This window comes from Streptomyces pinistramenti, from assembly GCF_020564935.1.
Classification (GTDB): domain Bacteria; phylum Actinomycetota; class Actinomycetes; order Streptomycetales; family Streptomycetaceae; genus Streptomyces; species Streptomyces pinistramenti.
The window spans coordinates 90,664-117,361 of record NZ_JAJCXB010000011.1; the positions used below are offsets into that span (position 1 = coordinate 90,664).

Genomic DNA, 26,698 nt, shown 5'->3' on the forward strand with positions numbered 1-26,698 from the left:
GCGTCCGCCGACCGGACACCGGGTGTCCCGTCCCTCGGGCGGCCCAAGGGGCAGGGCATCAGCTCGTCTAGACTCCGTGTATACAGATCGTCGAAATCGTTGAACAAGCGCAGTCAGGGAGCGAGGGGCGGACGTGCCGGACGACACGACCGTGCGCACCATCAGCGCCGCGGACTATTTCCAGGGGTACTCGTTCGTCGGCCTCGTCGCCGTCGTCGGTGTCCTCTTCGTTGCCGTGGCATTCGGGGCGGGGCGGCTGCTGCGGCCCGTGGTGCCGACCCCCGAGAAGCTGCTGACGTACGAATGCGGTGTGGACCCGGTCGGTGAGGGCTGGGCGCACACCCAGGTCCGCTACTACGTCTACGCCTTCCTCTACGTGATCTTCGCCGTCGACTCGATCTTCCTGTTCCCCTGGGCGACGGTCTTCGCCGCCCCCGGCTTCGGCGGCGTCACGCTCGTGGAGATGTTCGTCTTCCTCGGCTTCCTCACCGTCGGCCTGCTCTACGCATGGAAGAAGGGCGTCCTGGAATGGACGTGACCCCCGCATCCGAAGGCCCGGCGAACGGTCCCGAGGGCCCCGCCCCGGAGTACCTGCCGATGCCGCGCCGCCTGGGTACGCTGGCCCGCCTCGCGCCCGAACCGATGAAGGTGGTCCTCAACTGGGGCCGCCGCTACAGCCTGTGGGTCTTCAACTTCGGCCTCGCCTGCTGCGCCATCGAATTCATCGCCGCGTCCATGGCGCGGCACGACTTCATCCGGCTCGGCGTCATCCCGTTCGCGCCGGGCCCGCGCCAGGCCGACCTGATGGTCGTCTCCGGCACGGTCACCGACAAGATGGCGCCCGCCGTCAAGCGGCTGTACGAGCAGATGCCCGAGCCGAAGTACGTGATCTCCTTCGGCGCCTGCTCCAACTGCGGCGGCCCCTACTGGGATTCGTACTCGGTCACCAAGGGCGTCGACCAGATCATCCCGGTGGACGTGTACGTACCGGGCTGCCCGCCGCGCCCGGAGGCGCTGTTGCAGGGCATCCTCAAGCTTCAGGAGAAGATCGCGCGCGAGTCGCTGGGCGAGCGGTACGCGACCGGGTCCGGCGCGCCGCGCACCGGCCCGTCGGCGGCCGCGCTGCGCAGCGGCCTGGTGGCACCGCCGGCGCCGGCCGACGGCACGCCGGGGGAGGACCCGCGATGAGTGAGCAGCAGCCCGAGGTGCCGGAGGAGCAGGACGGGACGGCCGGGCAGCCCGAAGAGCCCCTGGTCGGCTGGCTGCCGCGGCCCGCGAGCCGGATCTTCGGCGCCGGAGCCACCGCGGAGCTGGCGTACGACCTGCTGACCGTGGACGTCCCGGCCGACAGCTGGACCGCCGCGCTGACCGCCGCCCGCGACGACCTCGGCTGCCGCTACTTCGACTGGCTGAGCGCCGTCGACGAGCCCGGCACCGGCTTCCGCGTCTGCGCACACGTGGCGGACGTGTCCCGCCCGGGAACCGTCCGCCGGCTGCTCGTCCGTACGACCGTGCCGCACGAGGCCGCCGCGCTGCCCACCGCCATTGACGTGTACGCGGGCGCCGCCTGGCACGAGCGCGAGACGCACGAGATGTTCGGTGTGGACTTCACCGGCCATCCGCACCTCGTACCGCTGCTCCTCCCGGACAGCTTCGAGGGCCACCCGCTGCGCAAGGACTTCGTGCTGGCGGCGCGGGTGGCCAAGGCGTGGCCGGGCGCCAAGGAGCCGGGCGAATCCGAGCACGGCGGCCCGAAGCGGCGGCAGATGCTGCCGCCCGGCGTCCCCGACCCGAACGAATGGGGCCCGCTCAAGGGCCAGTTGCCGCCGGCTCCGGCCCGTCCCGCACGCGGTGCGCGTGCGGCGGGAGGCGCCCGCGCGGCCGGTGGTGCCCGTGCGGCAGGCGGTGCCGGTGCGGCGGCCGCGGGCGAGCGCCCGGCGCGGCGTACCCGCACGGCGAGCGCGGGCTCGGCTGGCCAGCGGGCGGCGGGCGAGGCGACGACACCCGACGCGACGACGACGCCGGACGCGACGACGACGCCGGACGCGACGACGACGCCGGACGCGCCGACGACGCCGGACGCGACGACGACGCCGGACGCGCCGAAGGCGGCTCCCGCCCCGGCCAAGGACGCGACGTCCGGGGACGCCCCCTGGCACCACGCGCGCCCGGCCTCCGCCGAACCGCAACGCGACGAGGCGAAACCGGAGCGGGGCGCGGCGAAACCGGAAGGCGACGCCTCCGAACCGGAACGGAGCGAGCCGCGACGTGCTCCGGAGGACGCGGCCCCGAAGGACGGCCCCCGGCCCGACGGCTCCACAGACGAAGCACCCCGGGACCAGGACCAGAACCCGGCAGCAGGAGGTGACACCCCATGAGCGACGTTCTCGACATCGTGGTGCGCCTGCTCGCCATCTTCGTCGCCTTCCTCGTCTTCCCCCTGGTCATCGGGCAGACCGAGCACAAGGTCATGGCCCACATGCAGGGCCGGCTCGGGCCGATGTACGCGGGCGGGTTCCACGGGTGGGCGCAGCTGGTCGCCGACGGCGTGAAGTTCGCGCAGAAGGAGGACATCGTCCCGGCGGGCGCCGACCGGCGGGTCTTCCAGCTCGCGCCGGCCGTCGCCCTGCTGCCGTACCTCCTGGTGCTCGCCGCCATCCCGCTCGGGCCGCACACCGTCGGGCGTGACCTCGACGCGGGCATCTTCTTCGTGCTCGCCGTGATGGGTGTCGGCGTCCTCGGCTCGATCATGGCGGGCTGGGCGTCCGCCAATAAGTTCTCGCTGCTCGGCGGCCTGCGCACGGCTGCCCAGCTGCTCGCGTACGAACTGCCGATGCTGCTCGCCGCGGCCTCGGTCGCGATGGCGGCGGGCACGCTCTCGCTGCCCGGCATTCTGGAGGGCTTCCACTGGTGGTGGGTGCCGTGGCAGATCGTCGGCGGAGTGGTCTTCTTCGTGGCCGGTCTCGCCGAGCTGCAGCGGCCGCCGTTCGACATGCCGGTTGCCGACTCGGAGATCATCTTCGGCGCGTACACCGAGTACACCGGCCTGCGGTTCGCGCTCTTCCTGCTCGCCGAGTACGCGGGCATCGTCGTGCTCTGCGCCCTGACCTCGGTCCTCTTCCTCGGCGGGTGGCACGGCCCGTTCGGCGCCGCGGGCCTCGGCTGGCTGTGGATGGTGCTGAAGACCGTGGTCCTCGCCTTCGTCGTCATCTGGCTGCGGGTCACCTACCCGCGGCTGCGCGAGGACCAGTTGCAGAAGCTCGCCTGGACCGCCCTGATCCCGCTCGCCCTCGCTCAGATCGCCCTCACCGGCGTCATCAAGGTGGTGATCTCCTGATGGCCGCGGACAAGCAGCACCAGCGCACGTCCGGATTCCCCGGTTCCGGTCTGGCGAAGGGCCTGGCCGTCACCCTCCGGACGATGACGAAGCGGACGGTCACCGCCCAGTACCCCGACGTCCAGCCCGACCTCGCGCCGCGCACCCGCGGCGTCATCGGGCTGTTCGAGGAGAACTGCACGGTCTGCATGCTGTGCGCCCGCGAATGCCCGGACTGGTGCATCTACATCGACTCCCACAAGGAGACGGTGCCGCCCGCCGCCCCCGGAGGCCGCGAGCGCAGCCGCAACGTCCTGGACCGCTTCGCCATCGACTTCTCGCTCTGCATGTACTGCGGTATCTGCATCGAGGTCTGCCCGTTCGACGCGCTCTTCTGGTCACCGGAGTTCGAGTACGCCGAGACGGACATCCACGAGCTGACCCACGAGCGCGACAAGCTCCGCGAGTGGATGTGGACCGTGCCCGAACCGCCCGCGCTCGACCCGGCGGCCGAGGAACCCAAGGAACTCGCGGCCGCCCGTAAGGCGGCCGACAAACTCGCCGCCCAGGAGGCCGCGGCACAGGCCGCCGTGCCCCCCGAGGAGGGATCGTGACGCTCGCCGCCGCAAGCCACGGCTTCCTGACGCCCTCCGGCGTGGAGATCGCGTTCGTCCTCGTCGGCATCGTCACGTTCGGCGCGGCCCTCATCACGGTCACCACCCGGCAGCTGGTGCACGCCGCCCTGTGGCTGGTCGTCGCCCTCGGCGGCATCGCCGTCGAATACCTGCTGCTGACGGCGGAGTTCATCGCCTGGGTGCAGGTACTGATCTACGTCGGTTCCGTCGTCGTCCTCCTCCTCTTCGGGCTGATGCTCACCAAGGCCCCCATCGGCCGCTCCCCGGACGCCGATTCGGGCAACCGCCGGGCCGCGCTCGCCGTCGCCGTCGCCTCCGCGGCCGCCCTGGTGTGGGTGGTCGTCGACGCCTTCCGCGCCACCTGGATCACCCTGGGCGGCGCCGCCCAGGGCAGCACCGAAGCCTCCGGGCGCACCCTCTTCCAGTACTGGGTGCTGCCCTTCGAAGCGCTGTCCGTCCTGCTGCTCGCCGCGCTGGTCGGCGCGATCGTGCTGTCCCGCAGGAACCCCGAAGCGCCGCCGGCCGCCCCGGCCCCCGGCGCAGCCACGGCCCGCGCCCCGCGAGAGGAGCAGCGCTGATGCATCTCGCCTACCCGGCCGTCCTCGCCGTCCTCCTCTTCTGCACCGGCCTGTACGGCGTGCTCGCCCGCCGCAACGCGATCCTGATGCTGATGTCCGTCGAGCTGATGCTCAACGCCGTCAACCTCAACCTCGTCGCCTTCGACGTCTGGCTGCGCGACACCCTGCACGCGGGCCAGGCGCTGACCCTCTTCACCATCGCCGTCGCCGCTGCCGAGATCGGCATCGGCCTGGCGATCGTGCTGCTCGTACACCGCAACCGCGGCACCGCAGACATCGACCGGCTGCGCGACCTCGCCGAGACTCCCGGCGACGCGGACGCCGCCGTTCCGCCGCAGCCGCAGCCGGACACCAAGGCGGAGGCCACCGCGTGACGCTCACGACCACCGCCGTCCTCGTCCCCCTCCTGCCGTTCCTCGGGGCGGCCGCGGGCCTGCTCCTCGGTCGGCGCGCCCCCGGCTTCGTCCGCCCGCTGGCCGTCCTGCCGACGCTCGCCGCCGCCGCGCTCGCCATCGCCGTCGCCGTCGGCCAGGGCGGCGGCACGGCCACCGACGTCGCCACCCGGCTCACCCCGACCGGCTCCGTCCCGATCGACCTGGCCCTGCACGTCGACGGCTTCGCCGCGCTGATCGCCGTCCTCGTCGGGGTCGTCGCGACCTGCGTGCAGATCTACTCCACCGGCTATCTGCGCGACGACCCGCGCTACCCCTCCTACGCCGCACTGGTCTCGCTGTTCACCTCCGCGATGCTGCTGGTCGTCTACACCGGCGACCTGATGGTGCTGCTGGTCGGCTGGGAAGTCATGGGCATCTGCTCGTACTTCCTCGTCGGCCACTACTGGGAGACCGAGGCCGCCCGCGCCGCCTCCCTCAAGGCGTTCCTCGTCACCAAGCTCGGCGACGTCCCCTTCCTCTTCGGCATCTTCGCGCTGGCCGCCGACACCGGCACCTTCCGCATCACCGGCATCATCAGCTCGGTGGCCCGGGACGGCCTCGACCACCCGACGCTGATCGCCCTGCTGCTGCTGGCCGGTGTCGCCGGCAAGTCGGCGCAGTTCCCGCTGCACACCTGGCTCCCGGACGCGATGGCCGGCCCGACGCCCGTCTCGGCGCTCATCCACGCCGCGACGATGGTGGCCGCCGGCGTCTATGTCGTGGCCCGCCTCCTCCCCGTCTTCGCCGCCTCCGCCGCGGCGATGGTGGTCCTCGCCGTCATGGCCGCGATCACCATGATCGGCTCCGGTCTGGCCGCGCTGGCCCAGGACGACATCAAGCGCGTACTGGCCTATTCGACCGTCGGCCAACTCGGCTACATGACCGGCGCACTGGCCGTCGGCGACCGCGGTGCCGCCGTCTTCCACCTCCTGTCGCACGGCGCGTTCAAGGCCCTGCTCTTCCTCGGCGCCGGCGTGATCATCCACGCCGCCGGCACCAATTCGCTGGCCGCCATGTCCCGCATGGGCGGCCTTGCCCGGCGCATCCCCGACGCCTACTGGACCGTCACCGTCGCGCTGCTCGCCCTCGCCGCCATCCCGCCGTTCGCCGGCTTCTTCTCCAAGGAAGCCGTGCTCGGCGCCGCCGAGCACGCCGCCACCGGTGAAGCACACGGCATCCCCGGCGCCGCCGGCTGGACGGTGCTGGTCTCCGGGCTGATCGCCGCCCTCCTCACCGCCGGCTACGCCACCCGCCTGTGGCTGCTGGCCTTCCGGGGCAGCGGCCCCGAAGCGCCGGACCGCGGCCCTCGGCCTCTCGCCATGAACGCCGTGCTGTGGGTCCTCTTCGTCCCCACCGCCGCCTTCGGCCTGGCCGCCCCCTTCCTGCCCCACTGGTTCGACGGACGCTCCCTCGCACCGACCCTCACCACCTCCGTCCTGGGCACCGGCCTCGCCCTCGTCGGCGGCCTGGTCACCTACGCGACCTGGCGGCACACCACCGCGATGGCCGCCCGCACCCCCGTCGGCGCGGCCGCCGTCGCCCCGGACGCCGACCCCGGCCGGCTCCTGCTCGGCCCGCTGCACCGCCACGCGGCCGCCGGCTTCCACCTCGACACCGTCTACTCCACGCTGTTCGTCCGGCCCGTACGGGCCGCCGCCACGCTCGTCCGCTTCCTCGACCGCGAGGTCGTCGACACCTACGTCCGCGCCGCCGGGACCGCACCCCGCTGGCTGGGGGCCGCCGTCCGCCGCGCCCAGACCGGCAACGTGCAGACCTACCTAGGCGCGCTGCTCGCGGGCTCGCTCCTGCTGGCCGTCGCCGCCGTCCTCGTCGCTACGGGCACGGGAGCCTGAGCCATGAATCACACCGCTATGCAGATCCTCCTCGCGGCCCTCATCGTGCTCCCCCTCCTGGGCGCGGCAGGCGCCTTGCTGCCCGCTCCCCCCGGCCTGCGGGGCCGCGGTCCCGACCAGGCTGTCCTGCGCCACGGCGTCACCGTCACCGGCGTCGTCCTCGCCGCGGCCGTCGCGCTGGCGATCGGCTTCGACCACGACCACCCGGCCCGTATGCAGGCCACCACCGACATCAGCTGGATCCCGGCGCTCGACATCCGCATCCATCTCGGCGTCGACGGCATCTCGCTCCCCCTTGTCGTCCTGACCGCGCTGCTGACCTTCCTCTGCGCGCTCTACAGCTACTTCAAGATGCCTGCGGGCCCGTCACCCAAGGCATTTGTCGCCCTGCTGCTTCTCCTGGAGTCCGGCACCCTCGCCACCTTCGCCGTCCTCGATCTGGTCCTGTTCTTCCTGGCCTTCGAGATGGTCCTCATCCCGATGTACTTCCTCATCGCCCGCTGGGGCGGTACGCAGAAGCAGGCGGCGGCTTGGAAGTTCATCCTCTACACGCTGCTCGGCTCGGTCGTGATGCTGCTCGGCCTCCTCCTCATCGGCGTGAAATCCGGCACCTTCGACATGGTGGCACTCGCCACTGACAACGGCCCGAAGTCCCAGCTCAGCCACACCGTCCAGCTCGTCGCGGTGCTCGCGATCGGCATCGGACTGGCCGTCAAATCCCCGCTGTGGCCGCTGCACAGCTGGCTGCCGGACGCGCACACCGCGGCCCCCACCGTCGGCTCCGTGCTGCTGGCCGGTGTGCTGCTGAAGATGGGCACGTACGGCTTCGTGCGGATCGCGCTGCCGATCGCTCCCGAGGGCATGCACACCTTCGCCCCGTACCTCGCGGCTCTCGCCGCCGTCGGCATCATCTACGGGTCGCTCGCCTGCCTCGCCCTCGTCCGCAAGGGCGCCAAGGGCGACCTCAAACGGCTGATCGCCTACAGCTCCGTCGGCCACATGGGCTTCGTCCTGCTCGGCATCGCCAGCATGACCCCCACCGGCGTCAACGGCGCGCTGTTCGCCAACATCGCCCACGGCCTCATCACCGGCCTGCTCTTCTTCCTGGTCGGCGCCCTCAAGGACCGTTACGGCAGCACCGACATCGACACCCTCGCCGGCGCCACGGGCGCCGCCCTCTACGGCAAGGCACCCCGCTTCGGCGGCCTGCTCGCGTTCGCCGCCGTCGCCTCCCTCGGCATCCCGGGACTGGCCGGTTTCTGGGGCGAGATGCTCGCCATGTTCGGCGCCTTCCGGCCGACCGCAGGGCTCAGCCGCCCCGCCTTCCTGACGTTCATGGTGCTGGCCGGCATCGGCACCCTGCTGACCGCCGCCTACCTGCTGCTCGTCGTCCGCCGCATCTGCATGGGCGGCACGCCGGACGTCGCGGAGTCCACCGCAGCGGTCGAGGAGGGCACCGCCACCGACGCCGAAGCAACCGCCGGTCACCAGGGCGCGCCGGACACCCGGCCCGCCACCGGGCGCCCCGCCGACGCGCCGCGCCTCCCTGTCATCCCCGACCTCGCGCGCTACGAATACGCGGCCTGGACCCCCCTCGCCGTCCTCACCGTCCTCGCGGGACTGTGGCCCGCGGCCCTCATCGGCCTCACCGACCCGGCCGTCCAGCAGCTCCTCGGAGGCGGTAAGTGATGAGCCCGATGACCTCGTTGGCCGCGGACCCGGTGGCCTCTCTGGTGCAGTCCGTCGACTGGCTCGCCATCGCGCCGCCCGCCCTGACCGCGGCCGTCGCCCTGGTGGTGCTCGTCGCCGACCTCTTCCTCCCCGCGGCCAGGAAGCCGCTGCTGGGCTGGATCGCGGTGGCCGGCCTCGCCGTCGCCGCGCTGTCCCTGCTGCCCCTCCTGAACGGCGACCGCCGCACCTTCTGCCTCACCGGCCACCCCGACGTGTGCAGCTACGCGGCCGACCCGTTCGCCCTGGTCATCCAGTTCCTGGTGATCGCCGGCGCGCTGCTGACCGCCCTGCTGTCCATCGACACCGTCAAGGACCACGGACTGCCCGCAGGCGAGTACTGGTTCCTGCTGCTGTCCTCCGCGGCCGGTGCGGCCCTGCTGCCCGCGTCCCGCGACCTCGCGACCCTCGTCATCGCCCTCGAAGTCGCCTCGCTGCCCGCCTTCGCGCTGGTCGGCCTGCGCCGCGACGACCGGCTCTCCTCCGAGGCCGCCCTCAAGTTCTTCCTCTCGTCGGTCGCCGCCACCGCCGTGATGCTGCTCGGCGTCAGCTTCCTGTACGCCGCCACCGGCAGCCTGCACCTGTCCCGGGTGGCCCACACTCTCTCCGCGCTCCCCGACCCCCGCCTGGCCACCCTCGCGAGCGCAGGCGTCGCCCTCACCCTCGTCGGCTTCGCCTTCAAGACCGCGGCCGTCCCGTTCCACTTCTGGGTGCCCGACACCTACGTGGGCGCCCCGCTCCCCATCGCCGCCTACCTGTCCGTCGTCGGCAAGGCCGTCGGCTTCTCGGGCCTCATCCTGGTCACGGTCAAGGGCTTCCCCTCGTACGCGGACGTCTGGGGCCCGGCGCTGGCCGTACTCGCCGCGCTCACCATGACCGTCGGCAACGTCGCCGCCCTCCGCCAGAACCCGGACCGTGCGCACAGCGCCGTCCGCCTGCTCGCCTGGTCGTCCGTCGGCCAGGCCGGCTACCTCCTGGTGCCGATCGCGGCCGCCGGATACGCCGACGACCCGGCGCACGCCATCGGCTCGACCGTGGCCTACGCCCTGATGTACGCGGCCGTGAACCTCGGCGCCTTCGCCGTCGCCGCCCTGGTGGCCCGCACCCGCCCCGCCAACCGGATCACCGACTACCGGGGCCTGTACGCCCAGCGCCCCCTGGCGGCGCTCGCCCTCGGCTTCTTCCTCCTGTGCCTGGCCGGCCTGCCGCCGGGCGTCATCGGCCTGTTCGCCAAGGTCACGGTCTTCTCGGCGGCCGTCGACGCGGGCCTCGGCTGGCTCGCCGTGATCATGGCCGTCAACGTCGTGATCGCGCTCTACTACTACCTCCGCTGGACCGCCGTCCTCTTCCACGGCGTCACGGAGCACGCGGAGACGGCGGACGCACCCGCAGCCGCCACCGGCCACGGCCCGGCCGCCGGTCCCCGCATCCCCACGGACGGCGGCCGCCGCACGGCCACGGACCCGGCGACCGCCCCGGACACCGGGGCCCCACAGCCCGTCCGCCCGCAGCCCGCCAGGATCCCGGCCCCGCTCTCCGCCGCCATCGCCCTCGCCACCCTCCTCGGCATCGCCCTCTCCGGCGCCCCGCAGCTCGTCCTCCGCTTCGCCTCGGGCGCGCTCCTCTAGGGCGCGTGTCGTCAGAGCCCTCTCCGGCGCACAGCGCCTCCGGCCCTGCCGCACGCCGGTGCCACCCGGGCCCGCGCCCCGGGCACCAGGGAACCTGCCTTCCCCATCTCGCGTTGACCAGTGAGTAAGGGTCCACCGGAGAGTGGAGAAACGCAGCACAGGGATCCCCTGCCGCATCGCTTGGAGGGCGTACCGTGCACCGCCGGCACAACGGGCTCAGGACCGCCGTACTCCTCGGGGGACTGTCCGCCCTCATCATCGTCATCGGCAGCCTGTTCGGCCGTACGGGCCTGATCATCGCCGTGCTCGTCGCGCTGGGAACGAACGCCTACGCGTACTGGAACAGCGACAAGCTGGCGCTGCGGGCCATGCGCGCCCGCCCGGTCAGCGAATTCGAGGCCCCCGCGCTCTACCGCATGGTCCGCGAGCTGTCGACGGCCGCCCGGCAGCCCATGCCGCGCCTCTACCTCTCCCCGACCCAGGCCCCGAACGCCTTCGCCACCGGCCGCAATCCCCGCAACGCCGCGGTCTGCTGCACCGACGGCATCCTCCAGCTCCTGGACGAACGCGAACTGCGCGGCGTCATCGGGCACGAGCTGAGCCACGTCTACAACCGCGACATCCTCATCTCCTCCGTCGCGGGAGCGCTCGCGTCCGTGGTGATGTTCCTGGTGAACTTCGCCTGGCTGATCCCCGTGGGCCGCTCCGACGACGATGACGAGGGCCCCGGCATAGTGGGAATGCTGTTGATCATGATCCTGGGGCCGCTGGCCGCCTCCCTGATCCAGCTGGCCGTCAGCCGCTCCCGCGAGTACCAGGCCGACGCATCGGGCGCCCAGCTCACCGGCGACCCGCTGGCCCTCGCCTCGGCCCTGCGTAAGCTCGAAACAGGTACCCAGCAACTCCCGCTCCCCCCGGAGCCGCGTCTGGAGACGGCGAGCCACATGATGATCGCCAACCCTTTCCGAGCGGGCGAGGGCATGGCGAAGCTCTTCTCCACCCACCCCCCGATGCGCGAACGCATCGCCCGTCTCGAACGCATGGCGGGCCCCCGCCCCTGACGCACCCACGCAACGTCTCACCACCATCCACGCGTCCAGGAGGAAGGACCCACTCTCCGCTCCGCCCGTGGAAGGCTGTCGATCATGAAGTTCATCCTCAACGTCATCTGGCTGGTTCTGAGCGGCCTCTGGCTGGCGCTCGGTTACGTCGCCGCGGGCATCGTCTGCTGCATCCTGATCATCACGATCCCGTTCGGCATCGCGTCCTTCCGGATAGCCGGCTACGCGCTGTGGCCCTTCGGCCGCACCACCGTCGAACGACACGACGCGGGCGCAGGCTCGGCGCTCGGCAACGTCATCTGGATCATCTTCGCGGGCTGGTGGCTGGCCCTGGGCCACATCGTCACCGGCCTCGCGCTCTGCGTGACGATCATCGGCATCCCGTTCGGCATCGCCAACTTCAAGATGATCCCGATATCCCTGATGCCGCTCGGCCGCGACATCGTCCCCACCGACCGGCCTTTCGCCACTCGCTGAGGCACCGCCCCACCCCGTCCCCAACGCCGGTGGGGCGGTGTGCCCACGGCACACCGCCCCACCCGGTCACACCTCCGACGGCCCGGCCCGAAGGCCGTGCGCCACTGTCGGGCAACGACTACCGGTAGTTCACGAACTGGATCGCGAAGTCCAGGTCCTTGCCCTTGAGCAGCTGCTGCACCGACTGCAGGTCGTCCCGGCTCTTCGAGCTGACCCGCAGCTCGTCGCCCTGCACCTGCGCCTTGACACCCTTCGGGCCCTCATCGCGGATGATCTTGGCGACCTTCTTCGCGTTGTCCTGCGAGATCCCCTCCTCGATGGAGGCGAAGATCTTGTACTCCTTGCCCGACGCCTGCGGCTCACCGGCGTCCAGCGCCTTCAGCGAGATCCCGCGCTTGACGAGCTTGGACTGGAAGATGTCGAGTACGGCCTTCACCCGCTCCTCGGCGTTGGCCCGCATTTCGATCTTCTCGCCGGACCACTCGATCGACGCGCCCACGCCCTTGAAGTCGTAGCGCTGCGAGATCTCCTTGGCGGCCTGATTGAGGGCGTTGTCGACCTCCTGCCGCTCGACCTTCGAGACGATGTCGAAACTGGAGTCGGCCATGTTGAGTTGGCTCCTCGTACGTAGATCCGTCAGGGAAGCGGTCCGATCCGGACCGCCCCGCCAGCCTAGAGGAGGCGCCCCCGCCGCCCGCGATCCCGTCAGGGGTAATCGAGTGGCGAAGCACCCCCAGCCATCGGGTATGGTTTACGTCGTTGCCACAGAGCACCGCCCCACAGCGGAACTCCCGGCAGCAAACCCTGGCGGTGTGCCCGAGCGGCCAAAGGGAGCAGACTGTAAATCTGCCGGCTTCGCCTTCCCAGGTTCGAATCCTGGCGCCGCCACAGGTAAGGAAAGACCCCCGTTCTACGGAAACGTAGAACGGGGGTCTTTTCGTTGTGGCCGAGCGATCCCTGGCCCGTGAACGTTCTCAGATATTCCCCAGAGGTTCACATAAAGTGTGTGATGTTCTATCGTCGGGGCGGCGGTGAGCGCGGCCGCCGAGGGAAGCGAAGGGGGCGGCCGGTGAGGCGACCGAGTCGTGGGTCCGAGGCCGAGGTGGAGGAGCGCCGCCAAGCGGCGCTGCGCCATGTCGCCGAGGAAGGCGAGATCCGCATCGCCGACCTCGCCGGGCGGCTCGGCGTGAGCGTGATGACCATGCACCGCGATCTCGACAACCTCCACGAACGCCAACTGCTGCGCAAGGGCAGGGGAGTGGCCACCGCCTTCCCCAACCTCACCATGGAGAGCGCCCTTCGCTTTCGTGAGCACGTCAACATGGCGGCCAAGGAGGCCATCGCCGACGCGCTCGTCGAGGAGGTCACCCCCGGCAGCACGGTCCTGATCGACTGCGGCTCCACGCTCTTCCCGCTCGCCCGCAGGCTGGCCGGCATCGAAGGGCTGCGGGTGATCACCAACTCGCTGCGCGTCACGTACCTGCTGGCCGGCTCGCCGGTCGAAGTGACCCTGCTCGGCGACCGGTTCTATGAGGACTTCGCATCCTGCGCCGGCCCCCAGGCCCGCCGTGAGCTGAAACACCTCCGGGCCGGCGTCGCCTTCGTCACCGCCACCTCGGTCAGCGACGGCCGGCTCTACCACCCGGTGCGCGAGTACGCCGACAACAAGGGCGCCTATGTCCAGGCCGCCGACCGCGCCGTACTCGCCGTCGACCACAGCAAGTTCGGTCGCACCGCCACGCATTCCTACGGTGACGTCAGCGGGTACGACCTGCTGGTCACCGACGCCGGCGCCCCCGAGAGCGAACTCCGGTCCGTGCGGGACCTCGGCGTCGCGATCCGCACCGGCGAAGCCGGTGTCCGAACCCCGCGGAGCTGACGCTCAGCGACCCCGAGCCGTACCCACGAGAAAGGCCCGAACCATGCGCGCCGTCGTCATCGAAACCCCCGGCAACTACTCGGTCACCACGGTCGACGATCCCGCTCCGGGCCCCGGCGAGGTCGTCGTCGCGCCCGTCGCCGTCGGCATCTGCGGGACCGATGTGCACATCGTCCAGGGCGAGTTCGCGCCCACCCCGTACCCGATCATTCCCGGCCACGAGTTCACCGGCGAGGTCGTCGCGCTGGGGGAGGGGGTGACCGGGCTGCGCACCGGCGAGCAGGTCGCCGTCGACCCGTCGCTGTTCTGCGGCTCCTGCCACTTCTGCGCGATCGGGCGCGGCAACCTGTGCGAGAACTGGGGCGCGATCGGGGACACCGTCGACGGCGCGATGGCCGAGTACGTCAAGGTGCCGGCCGCCAACTGCTACCGGCTGCCGCCGGGCGTGGACGTCGCCCAGGGCACCCTGATCGAGCCGCTGTCCTGCGCGGTCCGCGGCTTCGACGTGCTGCCGCGGCGGCTGGGCGACCACTACCTGATCTACGGCGCCGGCACGATGGGCCTGATGATGCTCCAGCTGGCCAGGGCCGCGGGCGCCGCCTCCCTCTCGGTCGTCGACATCAACCAGGACCGTCTCCAGGTCGCCGAGCGGCTGGGCGCCGACGCCACCGGTGCCGACGCGGACGCGCTGGACCGGCCGCAGGGCTGGGAGACCGTCATCGACTGCACCGGCGTCGTCCCCGTCATCGAGGACGGACTGACGCGGGTGCGCCGCGGCGGCACCTTCCAGCAGTTCGGCGTCGCGCCGTCCGCGGCCAAGGCGTCCTTCTCGCCGTTCCAGGTCTACAACGACGAGATCACCATCGTCGGTTCGATGGCGGTGCTGCACAGCTTCGGCCGGGCCGTGGACCTGATGGCCAAGGGCGTCATCGACGCTGACACGATGCTCACGCACAGTTTCGGCCTGGACGAGTTCGCCGCCGCGCTGCAGACCTTCCGCGACGGAACGGGACGCAAGATCCAGATCCGGCCCACCGCCGCCTGAACGCCCGCCCCTCGTCCCGCCGTACGGAAGCGAACACCGTCATGCCGACAGTCGCCGGGGTGGACTCCTCGACCCAGTCCTGCAAGGTCGTCGTCTGCGACGCCGCCACCGGAGAGATCCTGCACCAGGGCAGGGCCGCCCACCCCGACGGCACCGAAGTGGCACCACAAGCCTGGTGGGAGGCCCTGTGCGAGGCCGGCGGCGGCCTGCTGGCGGACGTGGACGCCGTCGCGGTCGCCGGTCAGCAGCACGGCCTGGTGGCGCTCGACGAGGCCGGACTGCCGCTGCGCGACGCCCTGTTGTGGAACGACACCCGCTCCGCACGGGCCGCCGACGACCTCGTCACGGAGCTGGGCGGCCCGGACGCGTGGGCCCAGGCGGTCGGCACCGTACCGGTCGCCGCCCTCACCGTCGCCAAACTCCGCTGGCTGGCCGAAAACGAACCCCGCACCGCCGACCGCACGGCCCAGGTGATGCTGCCGCACGACTGGCTCACCTGGCGGCTGTGCGGCGGCCCCGGCGGCGCCGCCGCACCGGTCACCGACCGCGGCGACGCCTCCGGCACCGGCTACTGGTCACCGGCCGACGGCGACTACCGCCGCGACCTGCTCGCGCTCGCCCTCGGCGGCCGCACGCCCCAACTGCCGCGCGTAATCGGCCCGTACGAGGCCGCAGGCCGCACCCCGCACGGCGCGCTGGTCGCGGCGGGCACCGGCGACAACATGGGCGCCGCGCTCGGGCTCGGCCTGCGGCCGGGCGACGCGGTGGTCTCACTCGGCACCAGCGGCACGGCCTTCGCGGTCTCCGAGCGCCCGGTGGCCGACCCGAGCGGCGCGGTGGCCGGCTTCGCCGACGCCACCGGCCGGTTCTTGCCCCTGGTCTGCACCCTCAACGCCGCCCGCGTCCTCAGCTCCACCGCCGGCCTGCTGGGCACCGGCCTCGCCGACATCGACCGGCTCGCCCGCGCGTCCGAACCCGGCGCCGGCGGCCTCGTCCACCTGCCCTACCTCGGCGGCGAACGCACCCCCAACCTCCCCGAGGCCGCGGGGAGTCTGCTGGGCATGCGGACGTCCAACATGCATCCGCCGCAGCTCGCCCGCGCGGCCGTCGAGGGCATGCTGTGCAACATGGCCGATGCCCTGGACGAGCTGCGCCGCCAGGGCATCGGCACCCGCCGCGTGCTGATCATCGGGGGCGCCGCCAAGGCCCCGGTGGTCGGGGAGATCGCCGCCGGGATCTTCGGCGCCCCGGTCACCGTCCCGGAACCCGCCGAGTACGTCGCGCTCGGCGCCGCCCGGCAGGCCGCCTGGGCCCTGGCGGGCGCCCCCGAACCGCCCCACTGGCCGCTCGCCGCCGCCCGCCACGTCCCTGCCCCCGCCGACCCCGGCACCGGCCGCCGCATCCGCGAGAACTACGCCCGCGCGCGGACGACGGTGTACGGCTGACGGCCTGCGGAACGCGCCGGGCACACCGCTCAGCTCCCGGCCACCGCCCGCACCGCATCCGCCACCGGCGTATCGCCGTTGACCAGCTCCAGCGTCCGGCCCGCCGTGCCCGGCTCGTCGAGCAGCGCGACCAGCGTGGCCGCCACGTCGTCACGGGTCACATCGGCCCGCCCGGTCGCCTCGGCGAGATGGACGCGGCCGGTCCCCGGAGTGTCCGTCAGCCGCCCGGGACGCAGGACCGTCCAGTCGAGCCCGGCGCGGGCCCGTACGTCCGCGTCCGCCGCGCCCTTGGCCCGCAAGTAGGCGGCGAACACCGGGTCGGTGCCCTCCGTGGGCCCGCGGTCCGCGCCCATCGACGAGACGACCAGGAAGCGGCGCACACCGGCCGCCTCCGCCGCGTCGGCGAACAGCGAGGCGGCCCCGCGGTCCACGCTGTCCTTGCGCTCCACGCCGCTGCCGGGGCCCGCGCCCGCGGCGAAGACGGCGGCGTCCGCCTGCGCCAGATGCCGTGCCACGTCCTCGACCGACGCCGACTCCAGGTCGCACACGACCGGTTCGGCCCCCGCCGCCAGCAGGTCACCCGCCTGTTCCGGCCGGCGGATGATCCCCGCCACCTCGTCCCCGCGCCCGGCGAGCAACCGCTCCAGCCGAAGCGCGATCTGACCATGTCCACCTGCGATGACAATGCGCATGGTGCCGACCGTACGCCCCGGCGCCGCGGCGTACGGGCTGGACCGTGCACCGCGCGACACCGCCGCCACCGTACGGGCCGCGGCCCGGCTCAGCGCTGCGACTGCCGGGGCAGCTCCAGCGCCACCGCGGCCGCCGAATCGCAGTACTCGCGCACCGCACTGGTCCGCGCCACCACCCGCCCCCGGTGCACCACGACCCGGCTGTACGCGAGCGACAGCACCCCGGCGATCCGCTCGCCCCGTACGGCCAGCAACTCCGCGGGAAAGCCCGCCTCGACCCGCACCTCGGGCAGCCCCAGCGTCGCCCGCGCCGCCCCGCTCACCGCCTCGTACGCCGCCTCCGGACTGGTCTCGCCCAAAGACGCCAGCAGATACGCGGCCTCCAGGGGATCGCCGCGCCCCACCGGGTTGGCCACGTCGCGCAGCGCACCGCTGCCCGCCGCGACCCGCACCCCGGCGGCCCGCAGCAGCCGTACCGGAGCCGGCCTGGCGACCCGGGAGCCGTACCGCTCCAGACCGGCGCAGTCGCCCTGCGGCAGGCAGATCACCGTGACGTCGGCGGCCGCGAGCTGCTCGGCGACCCGGGCCGCCACACTGCGCGGCATCCGGGCCATCCCGGCGCACGGCCCGATGGCCACACCGGGCCGCAGCCCGCCGGCCATCGCCGCGAAGCGCGCGAGCCGCGCCGGATCCTCCCCGTCCGTGTGCAGGTCCACCGGGCAGCCGTGTTCCCCGGCGACCTCCAGGACGGCCTCGACGTACCCGGCCGGATCGGGGTCGAGATCCGGACAGCCGCCGATCACCGAAGCCCCCATCTTCACGGCGTCCCGCAACATCGCCAGACCGTCCGCCCCGGCGGCCCCGGTCAGCACCCGTGGCACCGCGACCGCCGCCAGGTCGGCGAGCCCGCGCAGCGACCTGCGGGCCTTGAGCACCGCCTCCAGGGAACGCAGTCCCCGCACCCCGCCGACGCGGACGTGGGTGCGGGAGGCGGTCGCGCCGTGCCCGAGCTGGAGCAGGGCCGCCTCGGTGGTGCGCCGCTGGACGTCGTCGGGGGAGTCCGAAGCGGGGCCGTCGGAGTCCGCCGTCAGGGCCGTGTCGCAGTGCGCGTGCGGCTCGGCGGGCGCGGGGAGCAGCAGATAGCCGTTGAGGTCGACGCGCGGGCCCTGCCGCACGAGCGCCCCGGCCGTGCCGACCGCCTCGATGTGTCCGCCGCCGAGCCGTACGTCCACCGTGCGGCCGTCGGCGAGCCGGGCGCCGCACAGGACCAGCGCGCCCTCTTCGGACCACGCGGACGGGCTGCCGTCCGGCTTCCCCGGCTGCTGCGGCGGCTGCGGTGAACTGCTGTCGGACATCGCGCTCCTCGAAGGCACGGGCGTGCATGATCACGCAGCGTGGTCCGAGCCTAGGGCGCGGCCCGGGGTGCTTCGAGCAGGCGCGGAATAGTCGTACCGGTGTGGTGCGTGAGGCCGCCGGGGCGCCCTCCGGATACGGATTTCACGTTTGGCTGCGGGCCGTGTAATGTCTTCATCGCTCGCCCCAATAGCTCAGTCGGCAGAGCGTCTCCATGGTAAGGAGAAGGTCTACGGTTCGATTCCGTATTGGGGCTCTGATGTGTGAGGTACCTCGTCTTCGGGCGAGGGCCCCCTCGCATCACAGCGGTGTAGCTCAGTCGGTAGAGCAAGCGGCTCATAATCGCTGTGTCACCGGTTCAAGTCCGGTCACCGCTACTGACAGTAGCCGATTGTGGGGTCGGTCCTCCGATCGGCTACTCTTTTATGCGTTCATCCGTCCACCCGTCCGTCAAGGAGCACTCACGTGGCTGCCACAGACGTCCGCCCGAAGATCACGCTGGCCTGCGTGGAGTGCAAGGAGCGGAACTACATCACCAAGAAGAACCGGCGTAACGACCCGGACCGTCTTGAGATGAAGAAGCACTGCCCTCGTTGCAACTCGCACACCGCGCACCGCGAGACGCGATAACACAGGCTCGTTCGTGAGGCCGTCCCCATTTCTTGGGGGCGGCCTCACGGCGTTATCACCACAGCAGTACAGGGAGGTCCCGAGCCATGGCGCTCGACCAGTCATTCGTGGGTCGTACGTACCCGCCCACCGATCCGTACGAGGTCGGCCGGGAAAAGATCCGCGAATTCGCCGAGGCGATCGGTGACAGCAATCCCGCTTACACCGACACCGAAGCGGCCAAGGCTCTCGGGCACCCCGATGTGATCGCGCCGCCGACTTTTGTGTTTGCGATCACATTCAAGGCCGCGGGGCAGGTGATCGAGGACCCGCAACTGGGCCTGGATTACAGCCGCGTGGTACACGGCGACCAGAAGTTCGCCTATACCCGCCCGGTCCGCAGCGGCGACCGGCTGACCGTCACCTCCACCATCGAGGCGGTCAAGTCCATGGCGGGCAACGACATTCTCGACATCCGCGGTGAAGTGCACGACGAGGCGGGCGAGCACGTCGTGACCGCCCACACCAAGCTGGTCGCCCGCGCCGCATCCGAGGAGGGCTGACATGGCCGCGAAAATCTCCTACGACGACGTCGAGGTCGGCACCGAACTCCCGGCGCAGTCCTTCCCGGTGAGCCGCGCCACGCTCGTCCGCTACGCCGGTGCTTCGGGCGACTTCAACCCGATCCACTGGAACGAGAAGTTCGCCAAGGAGGTCGGGCTTCCGGACGTCATCGCGCACGGCATGTTCACGATGGCAGAGGCGGCCCGCGTGGTCACCGACTGGGCGGGCGACCCGGCGGCCGTCACCGAGTACGGCGTCCGCTTCACCAAGCCGGTCGTCGTCCCCAACGACGGGACCGGCGCGCTGATCGAGGTCAGCGGCAAGGTCGCGGCCAAGCTCGACGACGACGCCCGCACGGTCCGCGTCGACCTCACCGCGATGAGCGCGGGCCAGAAGGTGCTGGGCATGTCCCGCGCCGTGGTCCGCCTCGCCTGAGACGGCAGCCGAGGGGGCGGCCGGCCCGGCGCTGTCGGTCCGCCCCCGTACCCTGGGGCGCGTGCAGGAACTCCACGACGCCCCCCTCGCCCCGCTGACCACCTTCCGCCTCGGCGGCCCGGCGACTCGCCTGGTCACGGCCACCACCGACGACGAAGTGATCGCCGCCGTCCGCGCAGCCGACGCCGCGGGCACCCCGCTGCTGGTCATCGGCGGCGGCAGCAACCTCGTCATCGGCGACAAGGGCTTCGAGGGCACCGCGCTGCGCATCGCCACCCGCGGTTTCACGCTGAACGGCACGGACCTCGAACTCGCCGCCGGCGAGAACTGGTCGGACGCGGTCGCCCGCACCGTCGAGGCAGGACTGGCCGGCGTCGAGTGCCTGGCCGGCATCCCCGGCTCGGCCGGCGCCACCCCGATCCAGAACGTCGGCGCGTACGGCCAGGAGGTCTCCGCGACGATCACCGAAGTCGTCGCCTACGACCGCCGGGCGGACGAGACGGTCACCCTCGCCAACGCCGACTGCGCCTTCGCCTACCGCCACAGCCGGTTCAAGCAGGACCCCGACCGCTTCGTCGTGCTGCGGGTCAGGTTCGCCCTGGAGGACGCGGGCGGCCTCTCCGCACCCCTGAAGTACCCGGAGACCGCCCGGGTGCTCGGCGTGGAGGCCGGCGAGCGGGTGCCCGCGGCCACCGCGCGCGCGACGGTGCTCGCCCTGCGCGCGGGCAAGGGCATGGTCCTGGACGCCGACGACCACGACACCTGGTCGGCCGGATCCTTCTTCACCAACCCGATTCTCACGGAGGCCGAGCACACCGCCTTCGTCCAGCGGGTGCACGACCGCCTCGGCCCCGACACCGCGCCGCCCGCCTTCCCCGCGGGCGACGGCCTGGTGAAGACCTCCGCCGCCTGGCTCATCGACAGGGCCGGCTTCACCAAGGGCTACGGCAGCGGCCCGGCCCGTATCTCCACCAAGCACACCCTCGCCCTCACCAACCGCGGCGAGGCCACCACCGATGACCTGATCGCCCTGGCCCGTGAGGTGCGCGACGGCGTGCACGCGGCCTTCGGCGTCACCCTCGTCAACGAACCGGTCACGGTCGGCGTCAGCCTGTAGACCGCGAAGCTTCCCGGGCCGCTGAGCGCGCTCAGCGGCCCTCTGGAGCGCCCGGCAGCGTCAGGCGGCCAGCCAGCCGTCGATCCCCGCCAGCAGGCGCTCCTGATCCGCCTGCGGCGCCCGGGAGCCGCGCACCGACTGCCGTGCCAGCTCGGCCAGTTCGGCGTCCGTGAAGCCGTGCGCGCCGCGCGCGATCTCGTACTGCGCGGCCAGCCGGGAGCCGAACAGCAGCGGGTCGTCCGCGCTCAGCGCCATCGGCACCCCGGCGTCGAAGAGCGTCCGCAGCGGCACGTCCTCCTGCTTCTCGTACACCCCGAGCGCCACATTCGACGCCGGGCACACCTCGCACGTCACCCCGCGCTCCGCCAGCCGCCGCAGCAGCGCCGGATCCTCCGCGGCGCGTACGCCGTGCCCGACCCGCCCGGCGTGCAGGTCGTCCAGGCAGTCCCGCACGCTCGACGGGCCCGACAGCTCACCGCCGTGCGGCGCGGCCAGCAGCCCGCCCTCCCTGGCGATGGCGAAGGCGCGGTCGAAGTCCCGTGCGAAACCCCGGCGTTCGTCGTTGGACAGACCGAAGCCGATGACGCCCTGGTCGGCGTAGCGCACCGCGAGACGGGCCAGCGTGCGGGCGTCCAGCGGATGCTTCATGCGGTTCGCCGCGACCAGGACCCGGATGCCGAGGCCGGTCTCCCTGGACGCGCTGTGCACCGCGTCCAGGATGATCTCCAGCGCCGGGATCAGGCCGCCGAGCCGGGGCGCGTAGGACGTCGGATCCACTTGGATCTCCAGCCACCCCGACCCGTCGGCGACATCCTCCTGGGCGGTCTCGCGCACCAGCCGCCGGATGTCCTCCGGCGTCCGCAGGCACGACCGGGCGATGTCGTACAGCCGCTGGAAGCGGAACCAGCCGCGCTCGTCCGTCGCCCGCAGCTGCGGCGGCCGGCCGCCGCGGAGCGCTTCGGGCAGATGGACGCCGTACTTGTCGGCCAGCTCCAGCAGGGTCGCGGCACGCATCGACCCGGTGAAGTGCAGGTGCAGATGGGCCTTCGGCAACTGACGCACGTCACGAACGCTCTCCATTCACCGATCTTGCCGTACGCACCCGGCCCGCCGGTAGGGCAGCCCCGAACGAAGTGCCCCGGGAAAACGCGTACGGGCCACCGGGATGGCTCCCGGTGGCCCGCAGTCGCAGTGACTCACGTGAGTCACTGCATTCACTTCGCCTCGGCCAGCAGCTTCTGGATCCGCGAGACGCCCTCGGCCAGGTCCTCGTCGCCCAGCGCGTACGAAAGACGCAGGTAACCGGGGGTGCCGAACGCCTCACCCGGGACGACGGCGACCTCCGCCTCCTCCAGGATCAGCTCGGCCAGCTCCACGCTGGTCTGCGGACGCTTGCCGCGGATCTCCTTGCCCAGCAGCTCCTTGACGGACGGATACGCGTAGAACGCGCCCTCCGGCTCGGGGCAGAGCACGCCGTCGATCTCGTTCAGCATCCGCACGATCGTGCGCCGGCGGCGGTCGAAGGCGACCTTCATCGCGTCCACGGCCTTGAGGTCACCGGAGACGGCGGCGATGGCCGCGGCCTGCGAGACGTTGGCGACGTTGGACGTGGCGTGCGACTGGAGATTCGTCGCGGCCTTGATGACGTCCTTCGGGCCGATCGCCCAGCCGACCCGCCAGCCGGTCATCGCGTACGTCTTCGCCACGCCGTTGACGACGACGCACTTGTCGCGCAGCTCCGGGACGACGACCGGCAGCGAGCAGAACTCCGCGTCCCCGTAAACGAGATGCTCGTAGATCTCGTCGGTCAGCACCCACAGGCCGTGCTCCGCGGCCCAGCGGCCGACCGCCTCGACCTGCTCGCGCGTGTAGACCGCGCCCGTCGGGTTCGACGGCGAGACGAACAGCAGCACCTTGGTGCGCTCCGTGCGGGCCGCCTCCAGCTGCTCGACGGTCACGCGGTACCCGGTCGTCTCGTCCGCGACGACATCCACCGGGACGCCGCCGGCCAGCCGGATCGACTCGGGGTAGGTGGTCCAGTACGGCGCCGGGACGATGACCTCGTCACCCGGGTCGAGGAGGGCTGCGAACGACTCGTAGATGGCCTGCTTGCCGCCGTTGGTCACCAGGACGTTGGCGGCCTCGATCTCGTACCCCGAGTCGCGCAGCGTCTTCGCGACGATCGCGGACTTCAGTTCGGGGAGGCCGCCGGCCGGGGTGTACCGGTGGAACTTGGGGTTCCGGCAGGCATCCACGGCCGCCTCGACGATGTAGTCGGGCGTGGGGAAGTCCGGTTCGCCCGCGCCGAAGCCGATCACCGGACGCCCGGCGGCCTTGAGTGCCTTGGCCTTGGCGTCGACGGCGAGGGTGGCGGACTCGGAGATGGCCCCGACGCGGGCGGACACACGGCGGTCCGCCGGGGACTGCCCCGGACGGCTGGCGGAGGACGACTCGGAAGGAGTGGCAGCGCTCATACATGCATCGTCGCAGACCCCGGAGCGGCCCGGCGCGGGGGTTTGCGGGCACCACCCGGGACGTTTCTGTTCGACGCCCGGCTCCGGAACACGTACACTCGCTGACCGTTGGCTCCCAACAGGCCACCGCGGCTCACGCACTTAGAGCAGTCGGTCGCATGCGGTAGGTTGGGGACACACAAAGGGTCGTAGCTCAATTGGTAGAGCACTGGTCTCCAAAACCAGCGGTTGGGGGTTCAAGTCCCTCCGGCCCTGCTACACGCACTTCTTCACCAAGGTGCGTGCACGCGTACGTACTGAAATGCACCGCCGTGCGGCCGGGCCGGACGCCGCACGGCCACGACCCGGATTCAGGTGAGGACGAGTGACGGACGCCCTGGGCTCCATCGACATGCCTGAGCGCGGTCGTTCCGAGGACGACACAGCGGAATCCAAGAAGCCCCGTCGCGGCGGTAAGCGCGGCAAGAAGGGGCCTTTTGCGCGTCTCGCGCTTTTCTACCGCCAGGTCGTGGCGGAACTCCGCAAGGTCGTCTGGCCCACGCGCAACCAGCTGTCGACGTACACCACCGTGGTGATCGTCTTCGTTGTCATCATCATCGGTCTCGTAACCGTGATTGACTTGGGAATCAACCGAGTCGTCGGGTACGTCTTCGGCTGATCCCGCGGAGGGCACCTCAGCGGGGTGCCCTTTCGCATGTTCAACCCCTTGAAGCCAGGAAGAAGCAGCCACGTGTCTGACCCGAACCTGAACGACGCCGCCGAGCCCGTCGCGGCCGCAGAGGCCGACGCGGACGCGGCCGTCCCGGCGGAGGTCGAGGGCGACGCTGCCGCCGTCTCTGATGACGAGGGCGCCGTGGAGATCGTCGAGAACGCCGACGGCGCCGACGAGCTCGATGCCGAGGACGCCGAGGCAGGCGAGCCCGCCGAGTCCGCAGCGGTGCACGTCGAGGACGACGCCGAGGCCACTGCCGAGACCGACGAGGACGCCGAGGCCGAGGAGGAGCAGGAGCCGGTCGACCCGGTGACCGCACTCCGCGAGGAGCTGCGCTTCCTCCCCGGCGAGTGGTACGTCATCCACACCTACGCGGGCTACGAGAAGCGCGTGAAGGCCAACCTCGAACAGCGTGCGGTCTCGCTGAACGTCGAGGAGTTCATTTACCAGGCCGAGGTCCCCGAAGAGGAGATCGTCCAGATCAAGAACGGCGAGCGCAAGAACGTTCGCCAGAACAAGCTCCCGGGCTACGTGCTCGTGCGCATGGATCTGACGAACGAGTCCTGGGGCGTCGTCCGCAACACCCCCGGTGTCACCGGCTTCGTCGGCAACGCCTACGACCCGTACCCGCTGACGCTGGACGAGATCGTCAAGATGCTCGCCCCGGAGGCCGAGGAGAAGGCCGCCAAGGAGGCCGCCGCGGCCGAGGGCAAGCCGGCGCCGTCCCGCAAGGTCGAGGTCCAGGTGCTGGACTTCGAGGTGGGCGACTCGGTCACCGTCACCGACGGTCCGTTCGCGACGCTGCAGGCCACGATCAACGAGATCAACGCCGACTCGAAGAAGGTCAAGGGCCTCGTCGAGATCTTCGGCCGCGAGACCCCGGTCGAGCTGAGCTTCGACCAGATCCAGAAGAACTGACGTTCTTCGGACCACTGCTTCCGAACAGGTCAGACCGGCTGTCACAGCCGGTCTGACCTGCTCGGTTTTTGGCCGCACGACCATACCCGTTATCGTGGTGCGGTATGCCTCCATCCGGATGACCGGATTGCGGGGCGAAACCTCTCACTAGGACCCGGAGAGAGCATGCCTCCCAAGAAGAAGAAGGTCACGGGGCTCATCAAGCTCCAGATCAGCGCCGGCGCCGCGAACCCGGCTCCGCCGGTCGGCCCCGCGCTGGGTCAGCACGGGGTCAACATCATGGAGTTCTGCAAGGCCTACAACGCCGCGACCGAGTCGCAGCGTGGCATGGTCGTGCCGGTGGAGATCACGGTCTACGAAGACCGCTCCTTCACCTTCGTGACCAAGACCCCGCCGGCCGCGAAGCTGATCCTGAAGGCCGCTGGTGTGGACAAGGGCTCAGGCGAGCCGCACACCAAGAAGGTCGCCAAGATCACCGACGCCCAGGTGCGCGAGATCGCCACGACCAAGATGCCCGACCTGAACGCCAACGACCTGGACGCGGCCGCGAAGATCATCGCCGGCACCGCCCGGTCCATGGGCGTCACGGTCGAGGGCTGAAGGTCACCTCGTAGCCCCCGGCGGTAGCCGCAGAAGGCCACCGCCCGTGGCAGGGCCAGGCGCTGGCCCGCACCACGACTCCATCTCCAGCACACAGGAGCAGCAGTGAAGCGCAGCAAGACTCTTCGCAACGCGGACGCGAAGATCGACCGGGAGCGCGTCTACGCCCCGCTCGAGGCCGTCCGTCTCGCCAAGGACACCACCTCCGCCAAGTTCGACGCGACCGTCGAGGTTGCCATGCGTCTGGGTGTCGACCCGCGCAAGGCCGACCAGATGGTCCGTGGCACCGTGAACCTCCCGCACGGCACCGGTAAGACCGCCCGGGTCCTGGTCTTCGCGACCGGCGACCGTGCTGCGGCCGCGGAAGCCGCCGGCGCCGACATCGTCGGCTCGGACGAACTGATCGACGAGGTCTCCAAGGGCCGTCTGGACTTCGACGCCGTCGTCGCCACCCCGGACCTCATGGGTAAGGTCGGCCGCCTCGGCCGCGTGCTCGGTCCCCGTGGTCTGATGCCGAACCCGAAGACCGGCACGGTCACCCCGGACGTCGCCAAGGCTGTCACCGAGATCAAGGGCGGCAAGATCGAGTTCCGCGTGGACAAGCACGCGAACCTCCACTTCATCATCGGCAAGGTCTCCTTCGACGAGACCAAGCTGGTGGAGAACTACGCCGCGGCGCTTGAGGAGATCAACCGCCTCAAGCCCTCCGCTGCGAAGGGCCGCTACATCAAGAAGGCGACCATCACCACCACGATGGGCCCCGGCATTCCGCTGGACGCCAACCGCACCCGCAACCTCCTTGCCGAGGACGAAGCCGTCTGATCTCCGTGATCGACGCTTCGTAGCGCGCGCTACGTGACGCAGGCCCCGCTCTCCGCACCGGAGGGCGGGGCCTGCCGCTTGTACTGCCGGCGCCCTGCGCGCCGGACGCTATGTCCAAGCATGGGCGCCGTGGGGGCGTTCCCGCGCCCTCAGGTGGGCCGATTTGCCTGAGCGTAGGCCGTTCGCGTACCGTACCGAAGAAGCCAAAGACCGCTGGTTGTCTCTACGCGTCCTTCCCGGATGCGTAGTGGCCGAAGGATCCGCTAGCTGCGGACGGCCTGCGCAGGTGTGAGTGGATGAACTCCCGGATGTTTTCCGTCCGG

Annotated in this window: 28 protein-coding genes and 4 tRNA genes; 27 read left to right on the forward strand and 5 right to left on the reverse strand. The window is 71.4% G+C overall.

What is annotated here, in order from left to right:
• Positions 1–133 precede the first annotated feature (133 nt).
• From LIU39_RS10975 to LIU39_RS11030, 12 genes are all read left to right on the forward strand, one after another.
• Positions 134–538 (forward strand): NADH-quinone oxidoreductase subunit A, encoded by a 405-nt coding sequence (locus LIU39_RS10975; protein ID WP_227046451.1) that lies wholly within the window; start codon positions 134–136, stop codon positions 536–538.
• Positions 529–1,188, forward strand: a complete 660-nt coding sequence (locus tag LIU39_RS10980; RefSeq protein WP_227046452.1) for an NADH-quinone oxidoreductase subunit B — start codon at positions 529–531, stop codon at positions 1,186–1,188. Before LIU39_RS10975 ends, LIU39_RS10980 begins: the two co-directional genes overlap by 10 nt.
• Complete coding sequence (locus LIU39_RS10985; protein WP_227046453.1) at positions 1,185–2,378, forward strand: NADH-quinone oxidoreductase subunit C; 1,194 nt, start codon at positions 1,185–1,187, stop codon at positions 2,376–2,378. Before LIU39_RS10980 ends, LIU39_RS10985 begins: the two co-directional genes overlap by 4 nt.
• Complete coding sequence (nuoH, locus tag LIU39_RS10990) at positions 2,375–3,337, forward strand: NADH-quinone oxidoreductase subunit NuoH (protein ID WP_227046454.1); 963 nt, start codon at positions 2,375–2,377, stop codon at positions 3,335–3,337. Before LIU39_RS10985 ends, nuoH begins: the two co-directional genes overlap by 4 nt.
• Positions 3,337–3,930: a NuoI/complex I 23 kDa subunit family protein gene (locus LIU39_RS10995; protein WP_227046455.1), complete on the forward strand. Its 594-nt coding sequence runs from the start codon at positions 3,337–3,339 to the stop codon at positions 3,928–3,930. The genes nuoH and LIU39_RS10995 overlap by 1 nt, the downstream gene beginning before the upstream one ends.
• Positions 3,927–4,529, forward strand: a complete 603-nt coding sequence (locus LIU39_RS11000; RefSeq protein ID WP_227046456.1) for an NADH-quinone oxidoreductase subunit J family protein — start codon at positions 3,927–3,929, stop codon at positions 4,527–4,529. The genes LIU39_RS10995 and LIU39_RS11000 overlap by 4 nt, the downstream gene beginning before the upstream one ends.
• Positions 4,529–4,903, forward strand: coding sequence for an NADH-quinone oxidoreductase subunit NuoK (gene nuoK / locus LIU39_RS11005; protein ID WP_227046457.1), 375 nt, complete (start codon positions 4,529–4,531; stop codon positions 4,901–4,903). The genes LIU39_RS11000 and nuoK overlap by 1 nt, the downstream gene beginning before the upstream one ends.
• Positions 4,900–6,816, forward strand: a complete 1,917-nt coding sequence (locus tag LIU39_RS11010) for an NADH-quinone oxidoreductase subunit 5 family protein (protein WP_227046458.1) — start codon at positions 4,900–4,902, stop codon at positions 6,814–6,816. Before nuoK ends, LIU39_RS11010 begins: the two co-directional genes overlap by 4 nt.
• Before the next feature lie 3 nt (positions 6,817–6,819).
• Complete coding sequence (locus LIU39_RS11015; RefSeq protein ID WP_227046459.1) at positions 6,820–8,505, forward strand: complex I subunit 4 family protein; 1,686 nt, start codon at positions 6,820–6,822, stop codon at positions 8,503–8,505.
• An 8-nt stretch (positions 8,506–8,513) separates the two neighbouring features.
• Positions 8,514–10,172 carry an NADH-quinone oxidoreductase subunit N gene (locus LIU39_RS11020; RefSeq protein ID WP_227046518.1) on the forward strand — a complete coding sequence of 553 codons (1,659 nt, stop codon included), beginning with the start codon at positions 8,514–8,516 and terminating at the stop codon, positions 10,170–10,172.
• A gap of 194 nt (positions 10,173–10,366) precedes the next feature.
• Positions 10,367–11,233: a zinc metalloprotease HtpX gene (gene htpX, locus LIU39_RS11025; RefSeq protein ID WP_227046460.1), complete on the forward strand. Its 867-nt coding sequence runs from the start codon at positions 10,367–10,369 to the stop codon at positions 11,231–11,233.
• An 84-nt stretch (positions 11,234–11,317) separates the two neighbouring features.
• Entirely contained in the window at positions 11,318–11,710 is a 393-nt protein-coding gene (locus tag LIU39_RS11030) for a YccF domain-containing protein (protein WP_227046461.1), read from the forward strand.
• 118 nt (positions 11,711–11,828) lie between these two features.
• Here the strand turns inward: LIU39_RS11030 and LIU39_RS11035 are convergent, their stop codons facing one another.
• On the reverse strand, positions 11,829–12,317 hold the full coding sequence (locus LIU39_RS11035) for a YajQ family cyclic di-GMP-binding protein (protein WP_227046462.1): 489 nt from the start codon (positions 12,315–12,317) through the stop codon (positions 11,829–11,831).
• Between the two features lie 199 nt (positions 12,318–12,516).
• Between LIU39_RS11035 and LIU39_RS11040 the strand changes: the two genes are divergently transcribed.
• The 4 genes from LIU39_RS11040 (at position 12,517) to xylB (ending at position 16,079) form a co-directional block, all read left to right on the forward strand.
• Positions 12,517–12,598: transfer RNA gene (locus LIU39_RS11040), tRNA-Tyr, on the forward strand.
• A 181-nt stretch (positions 12,599–12,779) separates the two neighbouring features.
• The gene (locus LIU39_RS11045; protein ID WP_227046463.1) at positions 12,780–13,589 is read left to right on the forward strand and encodes a DeoR/GlpR family DNA-binding transcription regulator; all 810 of its coding nucleotides are present in this window, start codon (positions 12,780–12,782) and stop codon (positions 13,587–13,589) included.
• A 43-nt stretch (positions 13,590–13,632) separates the two neighbouring features.
• Positions 13,633–14,634, forward strand: coding sequence for a zinc-dependent alcohol dehydrogenase family protein (locus LIU39_RS11050; RefSeq protein ID WP_227046464.1), 1,002 nt, complete (start codon positions 13,633–13,635; stop codon positions 14,632–14,634).
• A 41-nt stretch (positions 14,635–14,675) separates the two neighbouring features.
• Entirely contained in the window at positions 14,676–16,079 is a 1,404-nt protein-coding gene (gene xylB, locus LIU39_RS11055) for a xylulokinase (RefSeq protein ID WP_227046465.1), read from the forward strand.
• 29 nt (positions 16,080–16,108) lie between these two features.
• Here xylB and LIU39_RS11060 read toward each other — a convergent pair whose 3' ends face one another.
• Complete coding sequence (locus LIU39_RS11060; protein ID WP_227046466.1) at positions 16,109–16,771, reverse strand: NAD(P)H-binding protein; 663 nt, start codon at positions 16,769–16,771, stop codon at positions 16,109–16,111.
• A gap of 89 nt (positions 16,772–16,860) precedes the next feature.
• Positions 16,861–18,126 carry an amidohydrolase family protein gene (locus LIU39_RS11065; protein ID WP_227046467.1) on the reverse strand — a complete coding sequence of 422 codons (1,266 nt, stop codon included), beginning with the start codon at positions 18,124–18,126 and terminating at the stop codon, positions 16,861–16,863.
• A gap of 181 nt (positions 18,127–18,307) precedes the next feature.
• Here LIU39_RS11065 and LIU39_RS11070 point away from each other — a divergent pair.
• From LIU39_RS11070 to LIU39_RS11095, 6 genes are all read left to right on the forward strand, one after another.
• Positions 18,308–18,380, forward strand: a tRNA-Thr gene (locus LIU39_RS11070).
• Between the two features lie 48 nt (positions 18,381–18,428).
• Positions 18,429–18,501 (forward strand) — tRNA-Met (locus LIU39_RS11075).
• Between the two features lie 88 nt (positions 18,502–18,589).
• Positions 18,590–18,754: a 50S ribosomal protein L33 gene (rpmG, locus tag LIU39_RS11080; protein ID WP_006604855.1), complete on the forward strand. Its 165-nt coding sequence runs from the start codon at positions 18,590–18,592 to the stop codon at positions 18,752–18,754.
• 86 nt (positions 18,755–18,840) lie between these two features.
• A complete protein-coding gene (locus LIU39_RS11085) occupies positions 18,841–19,296 on the forward strand; it encodes a MaoC family dehydratase N-terminal domain-containing protein (protein WP_227046468.1) in 456 nt (151 codons plus the stop codon).
• Between the two features lies 1 nt (position 19,297).
• Positions 19,298–19,732, forward strand: coding sequence for a MaoC family dehydratase (locus LIU39_RS11090; RefSeq protein ID WP_227046469.1), 435 nt, complete (start codon positions 19,298–19,300; stop codon positions 19,730–19,732).
• A gap of 61 nt (positions 19,733–19,793) precedes the next feature.
• The gene (locus LIU39_RS11095) at positions 19,794–20,849 is read left to right on the forward strand and encodes a UDP-N-acetylmuramate dehydrogenase (protein ID WP_227046470.1); all 1,056 of its coding nucleotides are present in this window, start codon (positions 19,794–19,796) and stop codon (positions 20,847–20,849) included.
• A gap of 60 nt (positions 20,850–20,909) precedes the next feature.
• On the opposite strand, the gene LIU39_RS11100 is transcribed toward LIU39_RS11095, so the two are convergent.
• Together LIU39_RS11100 and LIU39_RS11105 are read right to left on the reverse strand one after the other, a co-directional pair.
• Positions 20,910–21,929 (reverse strand): adenosine deaminase, encoded by a 1,020-nt coding sequence (locus LIU39_RS11100; protein ID WP_227046471.1) that lies wholly within the window; start codon positions 21,927–21,929, stop codon positions 20,910–20,912.
• A 134-nt stretch (positions 21,930–22,063) separates the two neighbouring features.
• A complete protein-coding gene (locus tag LIU39_RS11105; protein ID WP_227046472.1) occupies positions 22,064–23,323 on the reverse strand; it encodes a pyridoxal phosphate-dependent aminotransferase in 1,260 nt (419 codons plus the stop codon).
• A 182-nt stretch (positions 23,324–23,505) separates the two neighbouring features.
• Here LIU39_RS11105 and LIU39_RS11110 point away from each other — a divergent pair.
• The 5 genes from LIU39_RS11110 (at position 23,506) to rplA (ending at position 26,375) form a co-directional block, all read left to right on the forward strand.
• Positions 23,506–23,578, forward strand: a tRNA-Trp gene (locus tag LIU39_RS11110).
• Between the two features lie 109 nt (positions 23,579–23,687).
• Complete coding sequence (gene secE / locus LIU39_RS11115; protein WP_227046473.1) at positions 23,688–23,981, forward strand: preprotein translocase subunit SecE; 294 nt, start codon at positions 23,688–23,690, stop codon at positions 23,979–23,981.
• Between the two features lie 72 nt (positions 23,982–24,053).
• Positions 24,054–24,953: a transcription termination/antitermination protein NusG gene (gene nusG, locus LIU39_RS11120; RefSeq protein ID WP_227046474.1), complete on the forward strand. Its 900-nt coding sequence runs from the start codon at positions 24,054–24,056 to the stop codon at positions 24,951–24,953.
• Positions 24,954–25,118: 165 nt separating this feature from the next.
• The gene (gene rplK / locus LIU39_RS11125) at positions 25,119–25,553 is read left to right on the forward strand and encodes a 50S ribosomal protein L11 (protein ID WP_143940025.1); all 435 of its coding nucleotides are present in this window, start codon (positions 25,119–25,121) and stop codon (positions 25,551–25,553) included.
• 105 nt (positions 25,554–25,658) lie between these two features.
• Positions 25,659–26,375: a 50S ribosomal protein L1 gene (rplA, locus tag LIU39_RS11130; RefSeq protein WP_227046475.1), complete on the forward strand. Its 717-nt coding sequence runs from the start codon at positions 25,659–25,661 to the stop codon at positions 26,373–26,375.
• Positions 26,376–26,698: the final 323 nt, after the last annotated feature.